This window comes from Gordonibacter sp. RACS_AR68 (assembly GCF_030418485.1).
Lineage (GTDB): Bacteria > Actinomycetota > Coriobacteriia > Coriobacteriales > Eggerthellaceae > Gordonibacter > Gordonibacter urolithinfaciens.
Window position 1 is genome coordinate 576,192 of record NZ_JAIPUP010000001.1, and the last position, 15,577, is coordinate 591,768.

Genomic DNA, 15,577 nt, shown 5'->3' on the forward strand with positions numbered 1-15,577 from the left:
TCATGCCTCAATACGCGCTTCTGATAGATTACGAGTTCTGCACGGGCTGCCAGTCTTGCGAGGTGGCCTGCAAGGAAGAGCACGGCTTCCCCGTGGGGAAGTGGGGCATCCGCGTGCTTGACGAGGGCCCGTGGCAGAAGAACGACGAGAAAGACGAGGGCAGCTGCTTCAACTGGAACAAGATTCCCGTGCCCACCGACCTGTGCGACCTGTGCGCGAACCGCGTGGCAGCGCACCGCGAGCCGGTATGCGTGCACAACTGCCTGGGCGATTGCATGCGCTTCGGCACCGTGGAGGAAATGGCGGTAGAACTGGCGAAGAAGCCGAAGCAAGTTCTGTGGGCGCCCGCTGACTAGGGGTTGTTTTCGGATATCCTAAACGGGCGCCCGAGCCCTTCCCCGGTCTTTTCCGAGGCCGGGGAAGGGAAGGCGTTGGGGAGACTTGGCTCGTTCGGGCCTCCTAACGCCCTTGGGGTATGCCAACGTAAGGAGGGGTTATGGGGGCATCGGGTTATTCGCGCGGGAAGCTGACTACGATGAACGTTGTGGGCATCCTTGCGCTGTTCTGCACGATGAGTGAGTTCGCAATTCTGACGCCTTCGATAGCGGCGTTTTCGCACCACTTCGCGGACACGAGCATCACCACTATCATGTTCGCGAATAGTATCACGGGTATCATCTCGGTTCCGGTAAGCATCGTGTCCGGTGCGGTGCTGCTGCGGATAGGGTTCAAGCCCGCCGCGGTGGTGGGCATCTTGATCATGTCGGTGGGCGGCGCGTTTCCGTTCCTCATGCCAAGTATTACGGACTATGCACCCGTCATCGTCTCGCGGGTGATCGTGGGGCTGGGCTTGGGTATCATGTTTCCCGTGGGGAACGCCACTATCATCGCGTTCTTCGACGGCGAGCGGCGTTCGCGGCTGCTGGGGCTGGGCATTACTATCCAGTTCGTGTTCAACATCGTGTACACGACGGTTGCTGGCTACCTGACGGAAATCGGGTGGAACTACTCGTTTCTGGCGTACCTCATCGGCATCGCGCCGCTGGCGGTGGCGCTGGTGTGGATGCCGGAGGCGAAGCCGCTCGTGGAGGCGCAGCGGGCATACGGCCGCCAAACGGATGGCGTGCAGACAGGCCCCAAGGAGCGCGTGCCACGTGCGATCTGGGGGTATGCGCTGTTCGCGCTGGCTGCTTGGACGTGCGTGGTTACGGTGCAGGTGGTCACGTCCACCATTTTGGATGGGCGTGGGCTGGCGGGGCCGGGCGAGGCGGCGCTCGTCATCAACTGCTGCGGCGTCGGCACTATCCTGTGCGGGCCGCTGTTCCCCTACCTGGTGAGGGCATTCAAGGGACGGCTGTTCGGCGTTGCGGCGCTGCTGGTGGTGGCAGGTATCGTGCCGTGCTTCGTTGCGGGCAGCCCGCTCGTGTACGCGTTCGGCGTGTTCGTGCTCGGGTTCGGCGGGTCGGCGTTTTTCACGGCTGCGCAGAACGCCACGGGCAACATCACGCCCAAGAGTCGCGTGCCGTTTGTGAGCGGCATCATGACCTCCATGATGAACCTGGGACCGTTCATCGCTCCGTACCTGTTCGCCGCCTCGGTTGCGGGCATCCCGTCGCTGGGCAACGACGCCGTGTTCCCCGTGCTCATAGCCGTGGGGGCTGCGGTGGCGGTGGTGGGTTTGGCGCATCCTATGCGAGCGCTGACCTGCCGGGAAGCAGGGGAGGAGGCCGCGAGGGCGGCGGTTGGCTCCATTGAGGCAGACGGCTCGGAGAGCACACGGTGAGCGTGGCATGACCCGCTGCGCGTTCGGCTGCATCCACTGCGGCAAGTGCGGCCCGGCGTCTGCCGAGGGCATGGTGCGGACGAACCCGCCCGGCTACTGTGCGTTCTGCCGTGTGCAGAACGCCGCTGACGCCGCGATATGCGTTTCGTGCGGCAAGCCCCTGCCGCGTGCGCCGGGTATCGCACAGGTGACGTGCGCGGACCCGGGCGGCGCACTGCCTGCTTCGGGTGCGACGGCGGCATTGGGTGCGGCTGCGTCGGGTGCGGCGGGCGGGCTCCGCGAGCGTGAGGCCGGGGCGGCCGGCTAGACGGATGCGGCCTCGGGCTTTACCGGCGTGTCGAGCAGCTTGTACAGCTCGCGCGGGATGGCGTTGGCCAGCCAGGTGCAGAGCTCTTCGAGCGTGGCGTCGTAGGCTCCGTAGTGCCACTTGGGCAGCAGGTGCACCTCCAGCTCCACTGTTGCGTCCACCTGGAACTTCAGGTGCTCGGTGAGCGAGTGGTGATGGTAGTCGGTAATGGTGGCGGTGAGCGTTTTCTTGCGCAGGCGCGGCGCATAGTTGTCGATGGCGTTGTAGTCGTCGGACTTCGCCACGTTGCGGTAGAAGTCGCGCCGCTCGGCGATGATGGCCTCCGATATATAGTAGCCCTCGCGCCATGGCAGCGTCCGGCCTATCTCGCTAGCGCCTCGCGCATAGGCGAAGTTCAGGTGCCACTGTGGGATGGCGAACTTGTCCTTGAAGTGCCGGTAGAACGTTGCGCGGGAGATATGGGCCTCCGCGCATATCTGCGTGACGGTTATCTTGTCGAACGGCACGCGGCGCATAAGCGCGTCGAGAGCGTTGAAGATGCACATCTTTGTTCTGAAGTCTTCCATCGTCGAAGACGGCTCGTCCATATCAGCGCTTCCCCCTTCAACCGATATGATCTTTCGGCCATGATAGCACGGTTCGCACGTTGCTCCGCGAGCCGGAGAAAGAGACAGACGGGACGATCTGTCTCGTGTTCGGTCCTTTCCCGCAAGGACTGCGGCCACCTCGAATGGTTCTTGTGACACGGGTGCGGAAAGGTATCAAATAGAAGACGATTTCTCGTTCCTATTTGATCAAAATCGCGATTTTGATCAAATAGGATTTGGGAAGCGCAGTGCTTGGCGGCTGCGGCGCACGGGGTTCGCTTCGGACGTCAAAAAAGCGGAGGATTCATTAATTCTCTGCTTTCATCTGGGGAAATAATACCACAAAACGGGCGAAAAGTCGAGTCGTGCATGTGCACGGGGTTCGCGGTATAACCCTGTGCGAGGTGATGCGCATGGGTTTCGATCTGACAATACCGCCACAGCTGCAACGGGCCGCTGCGCGGGAGGATCTGGCCGTCTGCAACGAGGCGACGGCGAAGCACGGGCTGCGGCTGACCGAGCCGCAGATGATGGAGCTGGTCGAGCGTCGCGGGGACGCGCTGCGCGCGACGGGGCGCGTGGAGTTCGGGCGCGGGGTGGTGCGCGAGCTGGTGCGCGGGTTCTGCGATTCGCCGTACCTCTCGCAGGAGAACTACGCCGAGGCCATCGCGGACGTGCAGGACGTGTTCTACCGCCGCAAGGAGGACGCCGAGGCGGCGGGTGAACCGATAGCCGATGACGATCTGGTTGAAGCGCTGCGCCACGCGTTCGATGGCGAGGCGGCAGGGTCGGCGGAGCTTCTGGCCGATGTTCCGGTCGCAACGCTGCGCACGTATGCAGCGCGCGGCCGGACGGGCGAATACGACGAGAAGACGCAGGCCGAGACATTCGAGGAGGAGGCTGCCCATGACGGAGCCGGGGAACGCGTGCGGGATGAGCTCAGCCGCGTGCTGGACGACGAGCGGTGGGAGCGCCCCGGCAACGAGTACGCCGACGGCTTCTACGACGGGTACCACGAGCTCTACCGCATCGGGTTCGACTCCAACAGCCGCATCGGGGGCTCGTCCCTCGGCTGACGAGGCTGCGGACGACGAGGCGTGCCAGGTTGCCGGCGCGCGCGGTGCAGGTACCCCGCCCGAGGCCGGAGAGCGCACGCACGGCCTGGGTCCCACGGCATCGGCAGGCGACGAACCGGCCCGTGCCGCGTCTTCTGTCGAATACGTGCAGTTTGCGCTCTGGCAGGTGCTCGCGAAGCAGGTCGCGCTCTACACGATGGGGGAGAGCAGCTCGCTGCCCGAATACGACCCTCATCGGCTGCTCGCCTCCGCATGCTTTGTGATGGGCATAGACCCCGACGACCCTCAGCCCGACGCAGCCCTCGTGCGGCAAATCGCGGATGAGGGCCCGGAAGCCGTTTTCGAGCGAGCCGTGGCGCGCGTCGAGCGCGAGGCTGCGCGCACCGAGGTACTGTGGAGGGACGTGTGTCTGGGCACGCCGCTGCTCGAGAGCATCGCACTCAAGGATACGCTGGAGAGCCTGCGCGGGTTTCCCTCGCGCTACGTGCCGCGGTTCTTCGCACATGAGGTGCCGGCCGACATCGACTACCCGTTGGCTCAGCCGGTGCCGGAGTCGCTGCAAGGCGTGGACTACGTGAACGCCTACTTGGAGCGGCTGCTGATAGAGAACCGTTTCCTGCAGCAGTTTGACGTCGCGCGGTGCCGGCGCTTGCTGCGCGCCGTGCACCCGCAGTACGGCGAGCTGATACTCAACCTGTTCGAGCCGGTTGCCGCGAACGCCGTCGGCTGCGTGCTGGCAGGCTGCGATGTGCGCAGCCTGCAGCTGGACGAGGCGGGCTACGCGCGTATCGCCGAAGGGTTTGCAGGGAGCGCCCCGCATGCCTTGGCACGGAAGTTGGAGGACGCCGCGAACGCCGTCTGCGCCGAGCTCGCCGTTGACGACGGCGCTGCCCGTGCCTATGTACGCCGGCTGGCGGGGCAGCTGGCGCCCCGTGTGGCCACGGCCCTGCGCTGCCGCAGCCTGGAGGGCGTGTTCGTCCGCTGGAGCTAGGCGTCCTCGCCGCGTTCCGCAGCCCGCGGCCGAGACGGTGCTCGCGAGCCGGGCCAGAGCACGGAGACGCCCTGCGCGAGGTGCCGCGCGACGATCTCGGTGAGGGGCTTCAGCGCGGCGAGCAGCGTGGAGCGGGCGCCGGGGTCCATGTTCTTGGCGGCCTCCGAGACAAGAGCGAGCGCCTTCGAGCCGCCGCAGAGCAGGTCGGACGCGTCACGGGCGCCTGACGACTCCACCGCTTGGAAGAACGCGTCCACCACCACGGCCGCCTCCTCGTCGTTGAACCGTGCCAGCCATTCCGTGAGCACGGCATCGGCGAGCTGGGCACCGTCGGTGAGCCCATCGAGGTATGCGAAGTCATCGCCCGCGACCTCCCACGAGAACACGCTGTGCTGGTCTATCCCCTTGGCGGTGCTCCTCACCACATGCGGCAGTACGGGCGACTCCATGAGCAGGCCTACGACCGAGTCCTGCGGCACGGTGCGGTGGATGCGGCCCTCGAGCGGCGCCCAATCGGCGGGCGCGAACGTGCCCGCCTTGAATCCGGGACCGTCGTGGCTGTACACGCGCTCGATGCGCCGCTGCACGGCGGGTGGCGCCTTGAGCGCCGCGTACACGGCCAGGTTGCCGCCCTTCGAATGGCCGCCCACGTACACGCGCTTCGGCGCGCGCTGCGCGACGGCTTGCAGGTAGCGCACGGCCTGTTCCTGGGCGGGGACGGGGGCGGTGTAGGCCATGTTGAAATTCTCGCGCCAGCCGGTGAACGACGTGTCCGTGCCGCGGAAGCCCACGTAGGCGAAGTCCTTCCGATACACGAACGTCATGGCGGCGAACTGCGTCTGGCGGTCGGTGTCGAACAGGCTCAGGTAGTCGCGCACGCGCATGTCGCGGAAGCGCGGGCTGGCGGCCAGTGCCAGCAGGTTCTCCTTCACCATCTGCGGGTCAAGGCCGGTGAACATGGTCGGGTAGAGCTCGGCGCGCAGCGCGTCGGCGAAGCGCACGGCCGTGCGCGTGGGCGATAGCAGGTTCTCCACGATGGTGCCCAGGTCGAGGAACGACGAGCGTTCGCGGAGCGCCGGCACCACTCCCTCGGCACGCACCATGCAGAACTGCGACAGCACGGCCGAGTCCACCGGGTTGAACGGCTTCTCTTCGAACGGGGCGAACTCCGTCGCCAAGTAGTCGAGCAGGTTCATGGGCCTCTCCCTCCGAGCGCGGGCTGTCCACCCATTGTAGCGCTTCGGTTCGCGGCGGGGACGGGTAGGAGGTGCGGAGTGGGCAGGCCGCCGAGCAGCACAAGGCCCGCCTTCCCAAGGGAGAGGCGGGCCTTCGCCGCACGCGGACGGGACGCGTGCGGCAACACGACGCGCGGGAGTCTCTACTGGTCGTTCGAGGAGCCGCTCTGCCCGTCGTCGGTGTTGTTGCCGTTCTTCTGGTCGTACTCGTCCTGGGTCATGACGTCGACCACATTCACGGTCATCTCGATGACGTTCAGCCCCGTCATGTCCTTGATATCTTGGCCGACAACCTTCTTGATCTGGTCGAACACGTCGGTTGCGGACTTGCCGTACTCCAGCACGATGTCCAGGTCGAGCTTCGTGTTCTTGTCATCGACGACATCGGCGTCAACGCCCTTCGTCTTGTCGTTGCCGCCCAGGCCCTCTTGCACGCGGGATAGCAGGTTGCCCTTCATGTCGATGATCCCGTCGATCTTCTGGGCGGCCTTCGAGGAGATCTTCTCAACGACGTTCTCGTCGATGACGAGCTTGTACTGCGGCTCGGCCGGAACGCTGTCGGCCTGGTAGGAGCTGGCGCTTGCGTCCTGGCCGTCCATCGATGCGTACGGGTCGTACGTGCTCTTGGCGGAGGTGGAGGGCTTGGTCATGGTTGCTTGGGACATGGTGGTTCCTTTCTATCGTCAGGTGGGTGAAACCGGTTGGGGCGGCGTGCCGGGCATGCGGCCCGACACGCCGGGGGCTGCTAGCTGCTGATGCGTTCCAGGATGCCCTTCATGCGCTCGCGGGTTTTCTGGTCGCCGTCGCGGTAGCGGCCGATGACCACGCCCACGGCGGCAAACACTGCGAGCAGCGCCGTGGGCCAGAAGCCCACGATGAGGATGAGCGCCGCGGCGACGAAGCCCACGATGCCGTAGAGCACCGTGTGGCTGTGCTTCTCCAGGTAGGGCGCCGTGGCAGCGCGCATGCTCGCGAACATGCCGGTCTTCCCTTCCTGGGCCTTCGCGGCCGCGTTCGTGATGACGTCGGAGGGCGTCTGCGCCTCGGGTCCCGGCGTCTTGTCCGCGCTCATGGTGGTGCCGGCGCCGGGGACGCCCATCTTGCGAGCGTCGGGGTTCGGCTTGGATGGGTCGCCCTGCGCCGCCTTGGCCTGCTGCTGGGGCTGGTAGACCTTGGCCGCGCCCGAAGCGGTGGAGCCCTGCTGCGCCGCGCTCTGCTTAGGCCGGCTCTGCTTGGCGTTCGCCTTGCCCGCGCCCGTTTTGGACGGGGCCTTCGTCATCGGGGCCGGATGCATGCGTATGGCCGATTGCGTCATAGTCGCACCTCCTTACTTGCCCACGGCATGGGCCGGCACCGGCTGCGTCTGGTGCTGGCGGTGCGTGTCTTCCGAGTACTTCGTGGCCTGCTGCGTGAACGCGGGCGTCACCACGTCGGCGTCGCCGGCGAACGTGATGCGCACGGAGTCCACTGGGTAGCCGGTGAACGCCTCGAGGGTCGAGGAGATCTCGTTCTGCAGCTTCGCGCCCAGCTCGCCCAGCTCGGCGTTGCGGCCGGGATCGATCTTGGCGTGGATGGCCATGCGCGGATCGTGCTTGTTGGTGATATCGACCTTCACGTTGTCGGTCGACAGGCCGTGGTGCGCCTCCACCACGTGCTTCACCGTGGACTGGATGGCGTTCTGCGTGATGGCGATGCTGCCGTTGTCGCGCTCGATCTCAAGCTGCGAGTTCTTGCCCGGCGCGGTGAGCGCGCGGATGAGCACCACCAGCAGGCCCACTGCCGTGATGCCCAGGAGCACGGCTTCCACGACGTAGAACCAGGGCATGGCCATGAGCCACGCGATGGCGGGGAACAGCGGTTCCCACGCGAACCACAGGGCCGCGAGCACACCGATGCCGAGTACGGCAGCGACGACGAACACGATCATGCAGAAGCGCTTGAACTTTCCCATATATGCCGCCTTTCTTTCTCGTGCGCGCATCGCGGTGAGCGGCGCGCGGTCGGATGGAGTGCGACTACTCTAGGGGAAAGGATGGGCGGCGGTAACCGCTTGTACGGAAGTGCGGCCGGACGATTGCCGGGCCGTTAAGGCGGGAATCCGGGGTTCGCTGGGCGCTTGCCCTGTAGGGCAGGCACCGTGTGCTCGCCGCCGCCCGAGGGACGGCCCCGTGCAGGCGCGAGGGGGCGAGGGGGTACAAGGGGGGAGTGACGCGCCCCGCCCTCGGCCCCTTAGCGCTGACGTGGCCGTTTGCTAGTCGATGAGCTCCTCGCCGCGCAGCAGCTCCACGTCCACGAGGGCGCCGGCCTCGAAGCCGTGCTCGCCGAGGGGGGAGATGCGCTGGGCGTTGCTGGCCATGCAGGCGGCCAAATCGCCGGCCTTGAAGTTGAGGAACTCCGCGGTGTAGCCCGAGGGGTTCGCCGGGTTGTCGTCGCGGACCAGGTTCACGCGGGCGATGTTCGCCATCTGGGGTGGGCCGCTCACCGCGGCAGCTGCTTGGGCTTGCACGGTGGGGATCTTGCGCACGGGCACGTCCAGGAAGCGTGCGACGACAGCCTGCAGGCACCACTGCGTGCCGTAGTAGGCGGCCATCGTCGGGCCGGGCAGGTCGACGACGGGCTTGCCGTCGGCCACGGCCATCATGAGCGGGCGGCCCGGCACAGCGGCTATGTAATGGTGCACCACGCGTCCGCGAGCCTCGATCATGCGCACGTTGAAGTCCTCCTCGCCTACGGCCGATCCGCCGTTGACCACCACGGCGTCGGCCACGGCCAGCGCTTCGGCGAATGCCCGCTCGAGGGCGGCCTCGTCGTCGTGCACGATGGGGAAGATGAGGGGCTCGGCGCCATATTCGATGAGCATGTGCTTCACCATCAGGCTGTTCGTGTCCACGTTCTGGCCGCGGCGCGGGGCGATGCCGGCCGGCACGAGCTCGCTGCCGGTGGGGATGAACGCGATGCGCGGCTTGCGGCGCACGGGCACGAGCGTGATGCCGCCCATGGCGAGCGCCGCCAGGTCGGTCGGGCGGATGGGCAGGCCGGCCTTCATGAGCGGCGCGCCGGCCCTTATGGTGTCGCCCGCCTGGCGCACGTTCGTGCCGGACTCGACCTGCACGTCGTCGTCGAGAACGACCGAGCCGTCCGGCTGTATGGCGGCCTTCTCTATCATGATGACGGCGTCGTAGGCGTCGGGGAAGTCGTCGCCGGTGTCGGCGCGCACGTAGTCGCGGCCGAGCTCCCAGGAGCTCGTGTCCGGCCGGCCGTCCGCGAAGGCCGCCGACCTCACCGCAATGCCGTCGCACGCCGATGCGCGCACCACCGGCAGCGTGTTCGCCGACACCAGGTCGCGCGCCGTCACGCGCCCTACGGCTTCGTCCAGGCTCACCAGCTCGGTGGCTTCCGCCGGCGGCTCCCAGGCGGCGAAGAAGTCCGCGAGCGCTTCCTCCCGCGAAGGGAACCCGTGCATGATCTTCTCTCCCATGTTGCCTCTCCCTGCTCGTGTGGATGTGCTGGCCATATTATAGTACGGAAGAAATATTTTGATATCAGGATATTTGAGCGAAAGACGGTCGAGGGAAGGGCGGCGCGGTCGCCTTGCATCCCCCGCGCCAACCGAGATGAAAAAACGACGCGTGCTAATGCGACACGGTCTCGATTGCCCGCATGAGCAAATGATCCGCGCCAGTGTCATCGGGTCTCGATGGCGCGCAAGAAAACGGCTCGCGGTGCCACGGGAAGATGCTCAAAGCACCTACGAAAAAACGCGCTTTCGCGCGTTCCTTCGCGAATGTTTCACGTGAAACATTCGTTCGTTATTTGGTTGGCGGAACCGTCGTGCGAGCGCCCTACGCGTAGATCTCCTTCTCCACCACGAGGTCGTTCTTTATCTTGCCGACGAGCTTCTGCAGCGCATCGATGCAGTTCGGGCGGATGTCGGCGCCGATCAGCACGTACATGATGGAATCGCCCACGTCGAGCACGCCCTCGTTCAGCCAGGTGCGCACGTAGTACACGCCGGGCCACGTGAGCGCCTCCTTCTCGGCCGCCGCGACGCCCTCGGCATCGTACGAGAACTCCACCTGCGCCACGTCGCCCAGGCCCTCCACGCCCTCGCGCACGAGCTTCTTCGGCGTGATGCGCACGATGCCGTTATGGGCGAGGAACATGCCGCACTGCGCAGCCTGCGGATCCTGCTTGGCCTCTTTGAGCCACTGGTCGATGGACGGTTCTTGCTGAGCCATGATTCCCCTTTCTCGGTTTCGATAGTGCCATTATACGCTATCGAGGGCAATAAAAACACAGCAATCGAGTAGGAATATGAAAAGCGGAGCTAGGGGCCAATATACGAACGCATGTTTCACGTGAAACATCCGGGAAGGCTGTCGCCGACCTGCGCGACGTAAGGGGGCCGTTGGAAGTGGGGGCTCGGCCGCTCATGAGGGCGCGTCTCGTTACAAGAGGTCGAAGCGACGCCTGCGGCTCGCAGCGGGTCGGGCGCAGCACTGGCGCGGGTGCTGTAGGGCGGCGAGGCGCGGGGCGCTACAGGGCGGCGAGGCCGCTGTCGGTCATCTTCTCTATGAAGCGGGCGATGTCCTGGGGGCTGTCGGCCATGTCGTTGCGCACCCACGAGCGGATGACCGAGAGGCACCCGTTCGCCATGAACGTGTACAGGCGGTCGAGCTCTGCCTCGGGCAGGTCGGGGCGCTGCCGGCGCCACAGGGCGATGCTGCTCTCGCGCAGCGTCTCCACCACGCGCAGGGGGAACTCGGGGTCGCCGTGCTCTCCGAAGATGGCCTGGCACGAGCGCTCGTTGTCAACGATTATGCGGCAGATCTCGTTGCTGAACACGCTGAGCGACTGGCTGGGCAGCGTGGTGCTCAGGGAGCGCATGATGGTGTGCGCCAGGTCGCGCTCGATCTCCTCGTGTAGGTCGAAGAGGTCGCGGTAGTGCGCGTAGAACGTGGCGCGGTTGACGTTGGCCTGCTCGCACAGCTCCTTCACGGTGATCTTCGCCACTGGCTTCTCCACGAGCAGGTCGAGGAACGCCTCGCGCAGCAGCAGCTTCGTGAGCCGTATCCGATGGTCCTGCTTCATGGTTTTCCCCGCCTTCCGGTCGCCGCCCCGGCCACTCATCGCCCGCCGTCCATCTGCCGCTCTCGAGTCGGGCTCGCCCGCTTATCGTGCGCCGTTCGCCATCGTCCGTCTGCCGCTTGATTGCTTGCCAGCCCCCCCTGACATTACATCGTCCTTATGCGATATTTTCGATAACGTTCGACATCGGGGACAAAAATGTCGGTTTGCCGACACATCCGAGAAAATCATCGGTTGAAGATTCGGCATAATGCAATATAACAATATGAGCGAAAGATAATCAACACGGTGTTGCCAAGCCGGAGCGGTCGTGCACCGACTGTTCCGGTCGCAGGGCCGTGTCGGCGGCAGAAAGGGCGCCTCAGTGGAGCGGTTCAGCGCGTTCGTCACGAATCATCGCGGCCCTATTGTGGGGGTGGCGCTGGTACTTGCCCTTCTGTCGGGAATTGCGGCGCTGTTCGTGCCCATCAACTACGACCTGACGTCCTATCTGCCCGAGTCGGCGGAGTCCACGCGGGCGCTCGAGGAGATGGACGCCGAATTCGACGCTGCCGTGCCCAACGCGCGCGTTATGGTGAGCGGCGTGGATGTGGAGCAGGCCCTCGCGTACAAGCAACAGCTGGCGGACGCGCCCGGCATCGAGGGCGTTTTGTGGCTGGACGATGTGGTTGACCTGGGCACGCCGCTTGAGATGCTGGATCCTGACGCCGTGGGGCAGTACTACCGCGACGGCCATGCGCTGTTCGACGTGACGGTGGCCGCTGGCCAGGAGACCGAGGCGCTCCAGGCCATCTACGACATCGTGGGCGAAGACGGCAGCGCAACCGGCCAGGCCGTGAACACGGCCGAGTCCAAGGCCATGGCCGGCGGCGAGGTGGCCAACGCGTTCGCCATCCTGGTGCCGCTCATCCTTCTGATACTCGTGCTCTCCACCACCTCGTGGATCGAGCCGGTGTTCTTCCTGCTGGCTATCGGTGTGTCGGTGCTGCTCAACATGGGTACGAACATCTTTTTGGGCGAGGTGTCCTACATCGCGTTCACCATCGCGCCCATCTTGCAGCTGGCGGTGTCGCTGGACTACGCCATCTTCCTGCTGCACGCGTTCCAGCGGGCGCGCGAGGAAGAGCCCGACGCGGTGCGGGCCATGCGCACGGCCATGAGGCAAAGCTTCTCCGCCATTGCCGCCTCGGCCGCCACCACGCTGTTCGGCTTCGCGGCGCTCGGCTTCATGCAGTTCCGGATCGGTGCCGATCTGGGGCTCACGCTGTGCAAGGGCATCGCGTTCTCGTTTTTGTGCGTGGTGGTGTTCCTGCCGGCGTTCACGCTGGTGGCCTACAAGCTCATCGACAAGACGAAGCACCGCCGCTTCCTGCCTGCGTTCAAGGGCGTGGGGAAGGTGCTGGCGCCGTTGCGCATTCCCGTGTTCGCGCTCGTGCTGCTGCTGGTGGTGCCGTGCTTCCTGGCGCAGGCGAACACGTCGTTCACCTACGGCATGGGATCGACCGAGGGCAGCCAGACGCGCGTGGCGCGCGACACCGAGGCCATCAACGAGGCATTCGGCCAGTCCACGCCGGCCGTGGTGCTGGTGCCGAGGGGCGATATCGGCCGCGAGCTGGAGCTGGCGGAGCGGCTTGAGCAGATTCCGCGCGTCACGAGCGTGTTGTCGTATCCCACCGCCGTGGGCGCGGCCATCCCCACCGGGTTCCTGGACCCCGCCGTCACCGAGCAGTTCTACTCGGAGCACGATGCGCGCATCGTGGTGTACGCCGACACGGAGTCGGAGGGAACGGCGGCCTTCGCCGTGGTGGAGCAGGTGCGCGCGGCCGTGCACGACCTGTACGGGGATGCGGGCCTCGTCACCGGCATGGCGGCCAGCCTCTACGACATGAAGGGCGTCGTTACCGAGGACAACCAGGTGACGAACCTCATCGCCATCGCGGCCATCCTGCTGGTGCTCGTGCTGACGTTCAAGTCCGCCACGCTGCCCGTCATCCTCATCGCCACCATCGAGTCGGCTATCTTCCTGAACCTGGCCGTGCCGTACTTCACGGGCGATTCGCTGAACTACCTGGGATTTTTGGTTATCAACACCGTGCAGCTGGGTGCCACGGTGGACTACGCCATCCTGTTCACCGACACGTACCGCAAGCATCGCCGCAGCATGCCGCCGCGTCAGGCGCTGGCGCGCACGCTGGGCACGTCGTTTCAGAGCATCCTGGTGTCGGCGAGCATCCTCACCTCGGCGGGACTCGTCCTGTGGCTCACGTCCACGAACAACATCGTGTCGCTTTTGGGCTTGCTGCTGGCGCGCGGCACGCTGCTCTCGTTCTTCCTCGTGGTCACGTTCCTGCCGGCTGCGCTGCTCATATTCGACAAGCTCATTGCGAAGACCACGTGGCATGCGGGCTTCTTCCGCGGCGGCGGACAACTGGAAACGGAAAAGGAGGCTGGTGCATGAGGCTTCTGAAGAAAACGCTATCGGAGCTGCGGATGCGGTCGGGCACGCCTGACGAAGCGGCGAGGAAATACGACGGCACGGCGGCTTCTCGTAAGGCGACGTGCATGGTTGAAGAAGCGAAGGCGGAGCGACCGGCTCGCTGCGCGCGGAAGGCGCGGGCGCGTTTGTGCGCGGCGTTCTCGCTCGTGCTGGCGGGCACGTTGGCTATCGGGCTATGCGGCGGCTCGCCTGCGACGCTTGCGGCCTTGGCGGCGGAGGGCGGCGCTGCGGCGAGTGTAGGCGAAGCGGGCTCCGCGGGTTCGGCGAGCGCTGCGGCGACCGGAGCAGCCGTCAACGATACGCCCAAGGAAGAAGTGGTGTACGCGCGGTTGTCTGCGGCGGGGGCTGTGGACAACGTGTACGTGGTGAACGTGCTCAACCCGGACGCGCCGGGGAAGGTCGTCGATTACGGCCCGTACACCGCTGTGCAGAACCTTACCGACGCGAGCGGCGTCGAGCAGCAGGGCGATGCCGTGTCGGTGGACGTTGCCGGCGACTCGCTAAGCTATCAGGGCGACCTGGGCGCGGCGGCGCTGCCGTGGGACGTGTCGGTGGAGTACGAGCTTGACGGCAAGCGCGTGGACGCGGCCGATCTGGGCGGTGCGAGCGGCAAGCTGGCCATCATCGTGAGCACGAAGAAGAACGCGTCGGTCGACCCGGCGTTCTTCGACAACTACCTGCTGCAGATCACCGTCCCGTTCGTGTCGGACCAGGTGAAGGATGTGGCCACCGCGGACGGGCAGATCGCCCTTGCCGGCTCGAACACGCAGGTCACGTTTACGGGCATGCCGGGCAAGGACGGCTCGTTCAGGGTCGAGGCCCAGGTGAGCGGCTTCACGATGAGCGGCATCACGTTTGCCGCCGTGCCGTTCTCCATGGGCATCGAGACGCCGGACACAACGGAGCTCGTATCCGGGTTCCGCCAGCTGGGCGACGGCGTGGGCGAGCTGAAGGCCGGCGCCGACGGCCTGGCCTCGGGCGCCGGCGAGGTCGCCTCGGGCGTCGGCGAGGTGGCAGGCGGCATGGACGGCCTCGCCGCAGGCGCCGGCCAGCTGGTCGGCGGCGCGAACGAACTCACGGGAGGCGCGCAGGACGTGGCGGGAGGCGCTTCGTCGTTGCTGGGGGGAATGCAGACGTACCGACAGGCTCTGTTGGACCAGGCGTTTGGCGCGGGTAACATGGTTGATGAGGCGGCGGCGCAGACTGCGCAGGGCGCATACGCAAACGCTCAGGCGACGTTCACCCAAGCGTATCTGACTGCCTACAACGCCCAACTTGCTATCGACAACCAAACAAATCTCGCAAAAGGCATGGATTCCGTTTCGGCGCTGACGGCCGCTATGCAAACGGCAGCTGCTGCCGCCCGGTCAGACACCGGCGTGTTGGCAGCGCAGTCCTCCCTTGGAACGGCCACCCAGAACCTCGTGGCCATCAATGCGGCCAACGCTGGTTACGGCGCGTCTGCGCAGGCGCTTTCAGGTGCCGCTGGAGGTCTTGGCGATATTGCGGATTCGCAAAGCTTGCTGGGCGGCGTCGCGGCCCTTTCGTCGGGTGCAGAATTTCTAGCCTCGGGCACGTCCGCCCTCGCTTTGGGCACGTCCGAGCTCGCCTCCGGCGCGAACCAGGCGGCTTCGGGTGCGGGGCAGTTGTCCGCCGGCGCAGGCCAGCTGTCCTCGGGCGCCCAGCAGTTGGCCGACGGCGCCGGCACGCTGTACGAGGAAGTGCAGGGCATTCCCGCCAAGGTGCAGGAAGAAATCGACGCCATGATGGCCGACTACGACAAGAGCGATTTCAAGCCGGTGAGCTATGCCAGCGCGAAGAACGCCAACGTCTCGCTCGTGCAGTTCGTCATGTCCACCGAGCCCATCGAAGCACCGACGCAGGAAGAGCCGGCCGCCGAAGAACCCGAGCAGGGCATCTGGGATCGTCTGCTGGCGCTCTTCGGGCTTGCGTAGGCCTTTCGGCGCCGACGTCGCGTTGGAAAACCTCAACGGGCGTTCGGGCGGCTTTGTG

Annotated in this window: 15 protein-coding genes; 7 read left to right on the forward strand and 8 right to left on the reverse strand. The window is 65.8% G+C overall.

The window, feature by feature from the left end:
• Positions 1 to 2: 2 nt before the first annotated feature.
• The 3 genes from K9U15_RS02420 to K9U15_RS02430 all read left to right on the forward strand — a co-directional run bounded on the left by K9U15_RS02420 (position 3) and on the right by K9U15_RS02430 (position 2,090).
• Positions 3 to 356, forward strand: a complete 354-nt coding sequence (locus K9U15_RS02420; protein WP_123673224.1) for an oxidoreductase — start codon at positions 3 to 5, stop codon at positions 354 to 356.
• Between the two features lie 140 nt (positions 357 to 496).
• On the forward strand, positions 497 to 1,783 hold the full coding sequence (locus K9U15_RS02425) for an MFS transporter (protein ID WP_123672832.1): 1,287 nt from the start codon (positions 497 to 499) through the stop codon (positions 1,781 to 1,783).
• A 7-nt stretch (positions 1,784 to 1,790) separates the two neighbouring features.
• Complete coding sequence (locus K9U15_RS02430; protein ID WP_123672830.1) at positions 1,791 to 2,090, forward strand: hypothetical protein; 300 nt, start codon at positions 1,791 to 1,793, stop codon at positions 2,088 to 2,090.
• Here the strand turns inward: K9U15_RS02430 and K9U15_RS02435 are convergent.
• On the reverse strand, positions 2,087 to 2,677 hold the full coding sequence (locus K9U15_RS02435; RefSeq protein ID WP_123672828.1) for a TetR/AcrR family transcriptional regulator: 591 nt from the start codon (positions 2,675 to 2,677) through the stop codon (positions 2,087 to 2,089). The genes K9U15_RS02430 and K9U15_RS02435 overlap by 4 nt on opposite strands.
• 413 nt (positions 2,678 to 3,090) lie before the next feature.
• Here K9U15_RS02435 and K9U15_RS02440 point away from each other — a divergent pair, with 413 nt between their 5' ends.
• Positions 3,091 to 3,753 (forward strand): DUF6323 family protein, encoded by a 663-nt coding sequence (locus K9U15_RS02440; RefSeq protein WP_123672826.1) that lies wholly within the window; start codon positions 3,091 to 3,093, stop codon positions 3,751 to 3,753.
• Between the two features lie 145 nt (positions 3,754 to 3,898).
• The gene (locus K9U15_RS02445; protein ID WP_301155541.1) at positions 3,899 to 4,744 is read left to right on the forward strand and encodes a DUF6179 domain-containing protein; all 846 of its coding nucleotides are present in this window, start codon (positions 3,899 to 3,901) and stop codon (positions 4,742 to 4,744) included.
• On the opposite strand, the gene K9U15_RS02450 is transcribed toward K9U15_RS02445, so the two are convergent.
• From K9U15_RS02450 to K9U15_RS02480, 7 genes are all read right to left on the reverse strand, one after another.
• On the reverse strand, positions 4,741 to 5,940 hold the full coding sequence (locus K9U15_RS02450; protein ID WP_123672822.1) for an Mbeg1-like protein: 1,200 nt from the start codon (positions 5,938 to 5,940) through the stop codon (positions 4,741 to 4,743). The two genes, K9U15_RS02445 and K9U15_RS02450, sit on opposite strands and share 4 nt — an antisense overlap.
• Positions 5,941 to 6,122: 182 nt before the next feature.
• Entirely contained in the window at positions 6,123 to 6,644 is a 522-nt protein-coding gene (locus tag K9U15_RS02455) for an Asp23/Gls24 family envelope stress response protein (RefSeq protein WP_087190257.1), read from the reverse strand.
• 80 nt (positions 6,645 to 6,724) lie between these two features.
• A complete protein-coding gene (locus tag K9U15_RS02460; protein ID WP_241557585.1) occupies positions 6,725 to 7,294 on the reverse strand; it encodes a DUF2273 domain-containing protein in 570 nt (189 codons plus the stop codon).
• 12 nt (positions 7,295 to 7,306) lie between these two features.
• Entirely contained in the window at positions 7,307 to 7,930 is a 624-nt protein-coding gene (gene amaP / locus K9U15_RS02465; RefSeq protein ID WP_015539170.1) for an alkaline shock response membrane anchor protein AmaP, read from the reverse strand.
• Between the two features lie 300 nt (positions 7,931 to 8,230).
• Positions 8,231 to 9,457: a molybdopterin molybdotransferase MoeA gene (locus tag K9U15_RS02470; protein WP_194073870.1), complete on the reverse strand. Its 1,227-nt coding sequence runs from the start codon at positions 9,455 to 9,457 to the stop codon at positions 8,231 to 8,233.
• Between the two features lie 364 nt (positions 9,458 to 9,821).
• Positions 9,822 to 10,217 carry a molybdenum cofactor biosynthesis protein MoaE gene (locus K9U15_RS02475; RefSeq protein WP_087190254.1) on the reverse strand — a complete coding sequence of 132 codons (396 nt, stop codon included), beginning with the start codon at positions 10,215 to 10,217 and terminating at the stop codon, positions 9,822 to 9,824.
• Between the two features lie 298 nt (positions 10,218 to 10,515).
• Positions 10,516 to 11,070 carry a TetR/AcrR family transcriptional regulator gene (locus K9U15_RS02480; RefSeq protein WP_161959705.1) on the reverse strand — a complete coding sequence of 185 codons (555 nt, stop codon included), beginning with the start codon at positions 11,068 to 11,070 and terminating at the stop codon, positions 10,516 to 10,518.
• A 361-nt stretch (positions 11,071 to 11,431) separates the two neighbouring features.
• On the opposite strand from K9U15_RS02480, the gene K9U15_RS02485 reads away from it, so the two are divergent.
• Positions 11,432 to 13,525, forward strand: coding sequence for an RND family transporter (locus K9U15_RS02485; protein ID WP_123672816.1), 2,094 nt, complete (start codon positions 11,432 to 11,434; stop codon positions 13,523 to 13,525).
• A gap of 104 nt (positions 13,526 to 13,629) precedes the next feature.
• Positions 13,630 to 15,519 carry a hypothetical protein gene (locus tag K9U15_RS02490; RefSeq protein ID WP_123672814.1) on the forward strand — a complete coding sequence of 630 codons (1,890 nt, stop codon included), beginning with the start codon at positions 13,630 to 13,632 and terminating at the stop codon, positions 15,517 to 15,519.
• Positions 15,520 to 15,577: the final 58 nt, after the last annotated feature.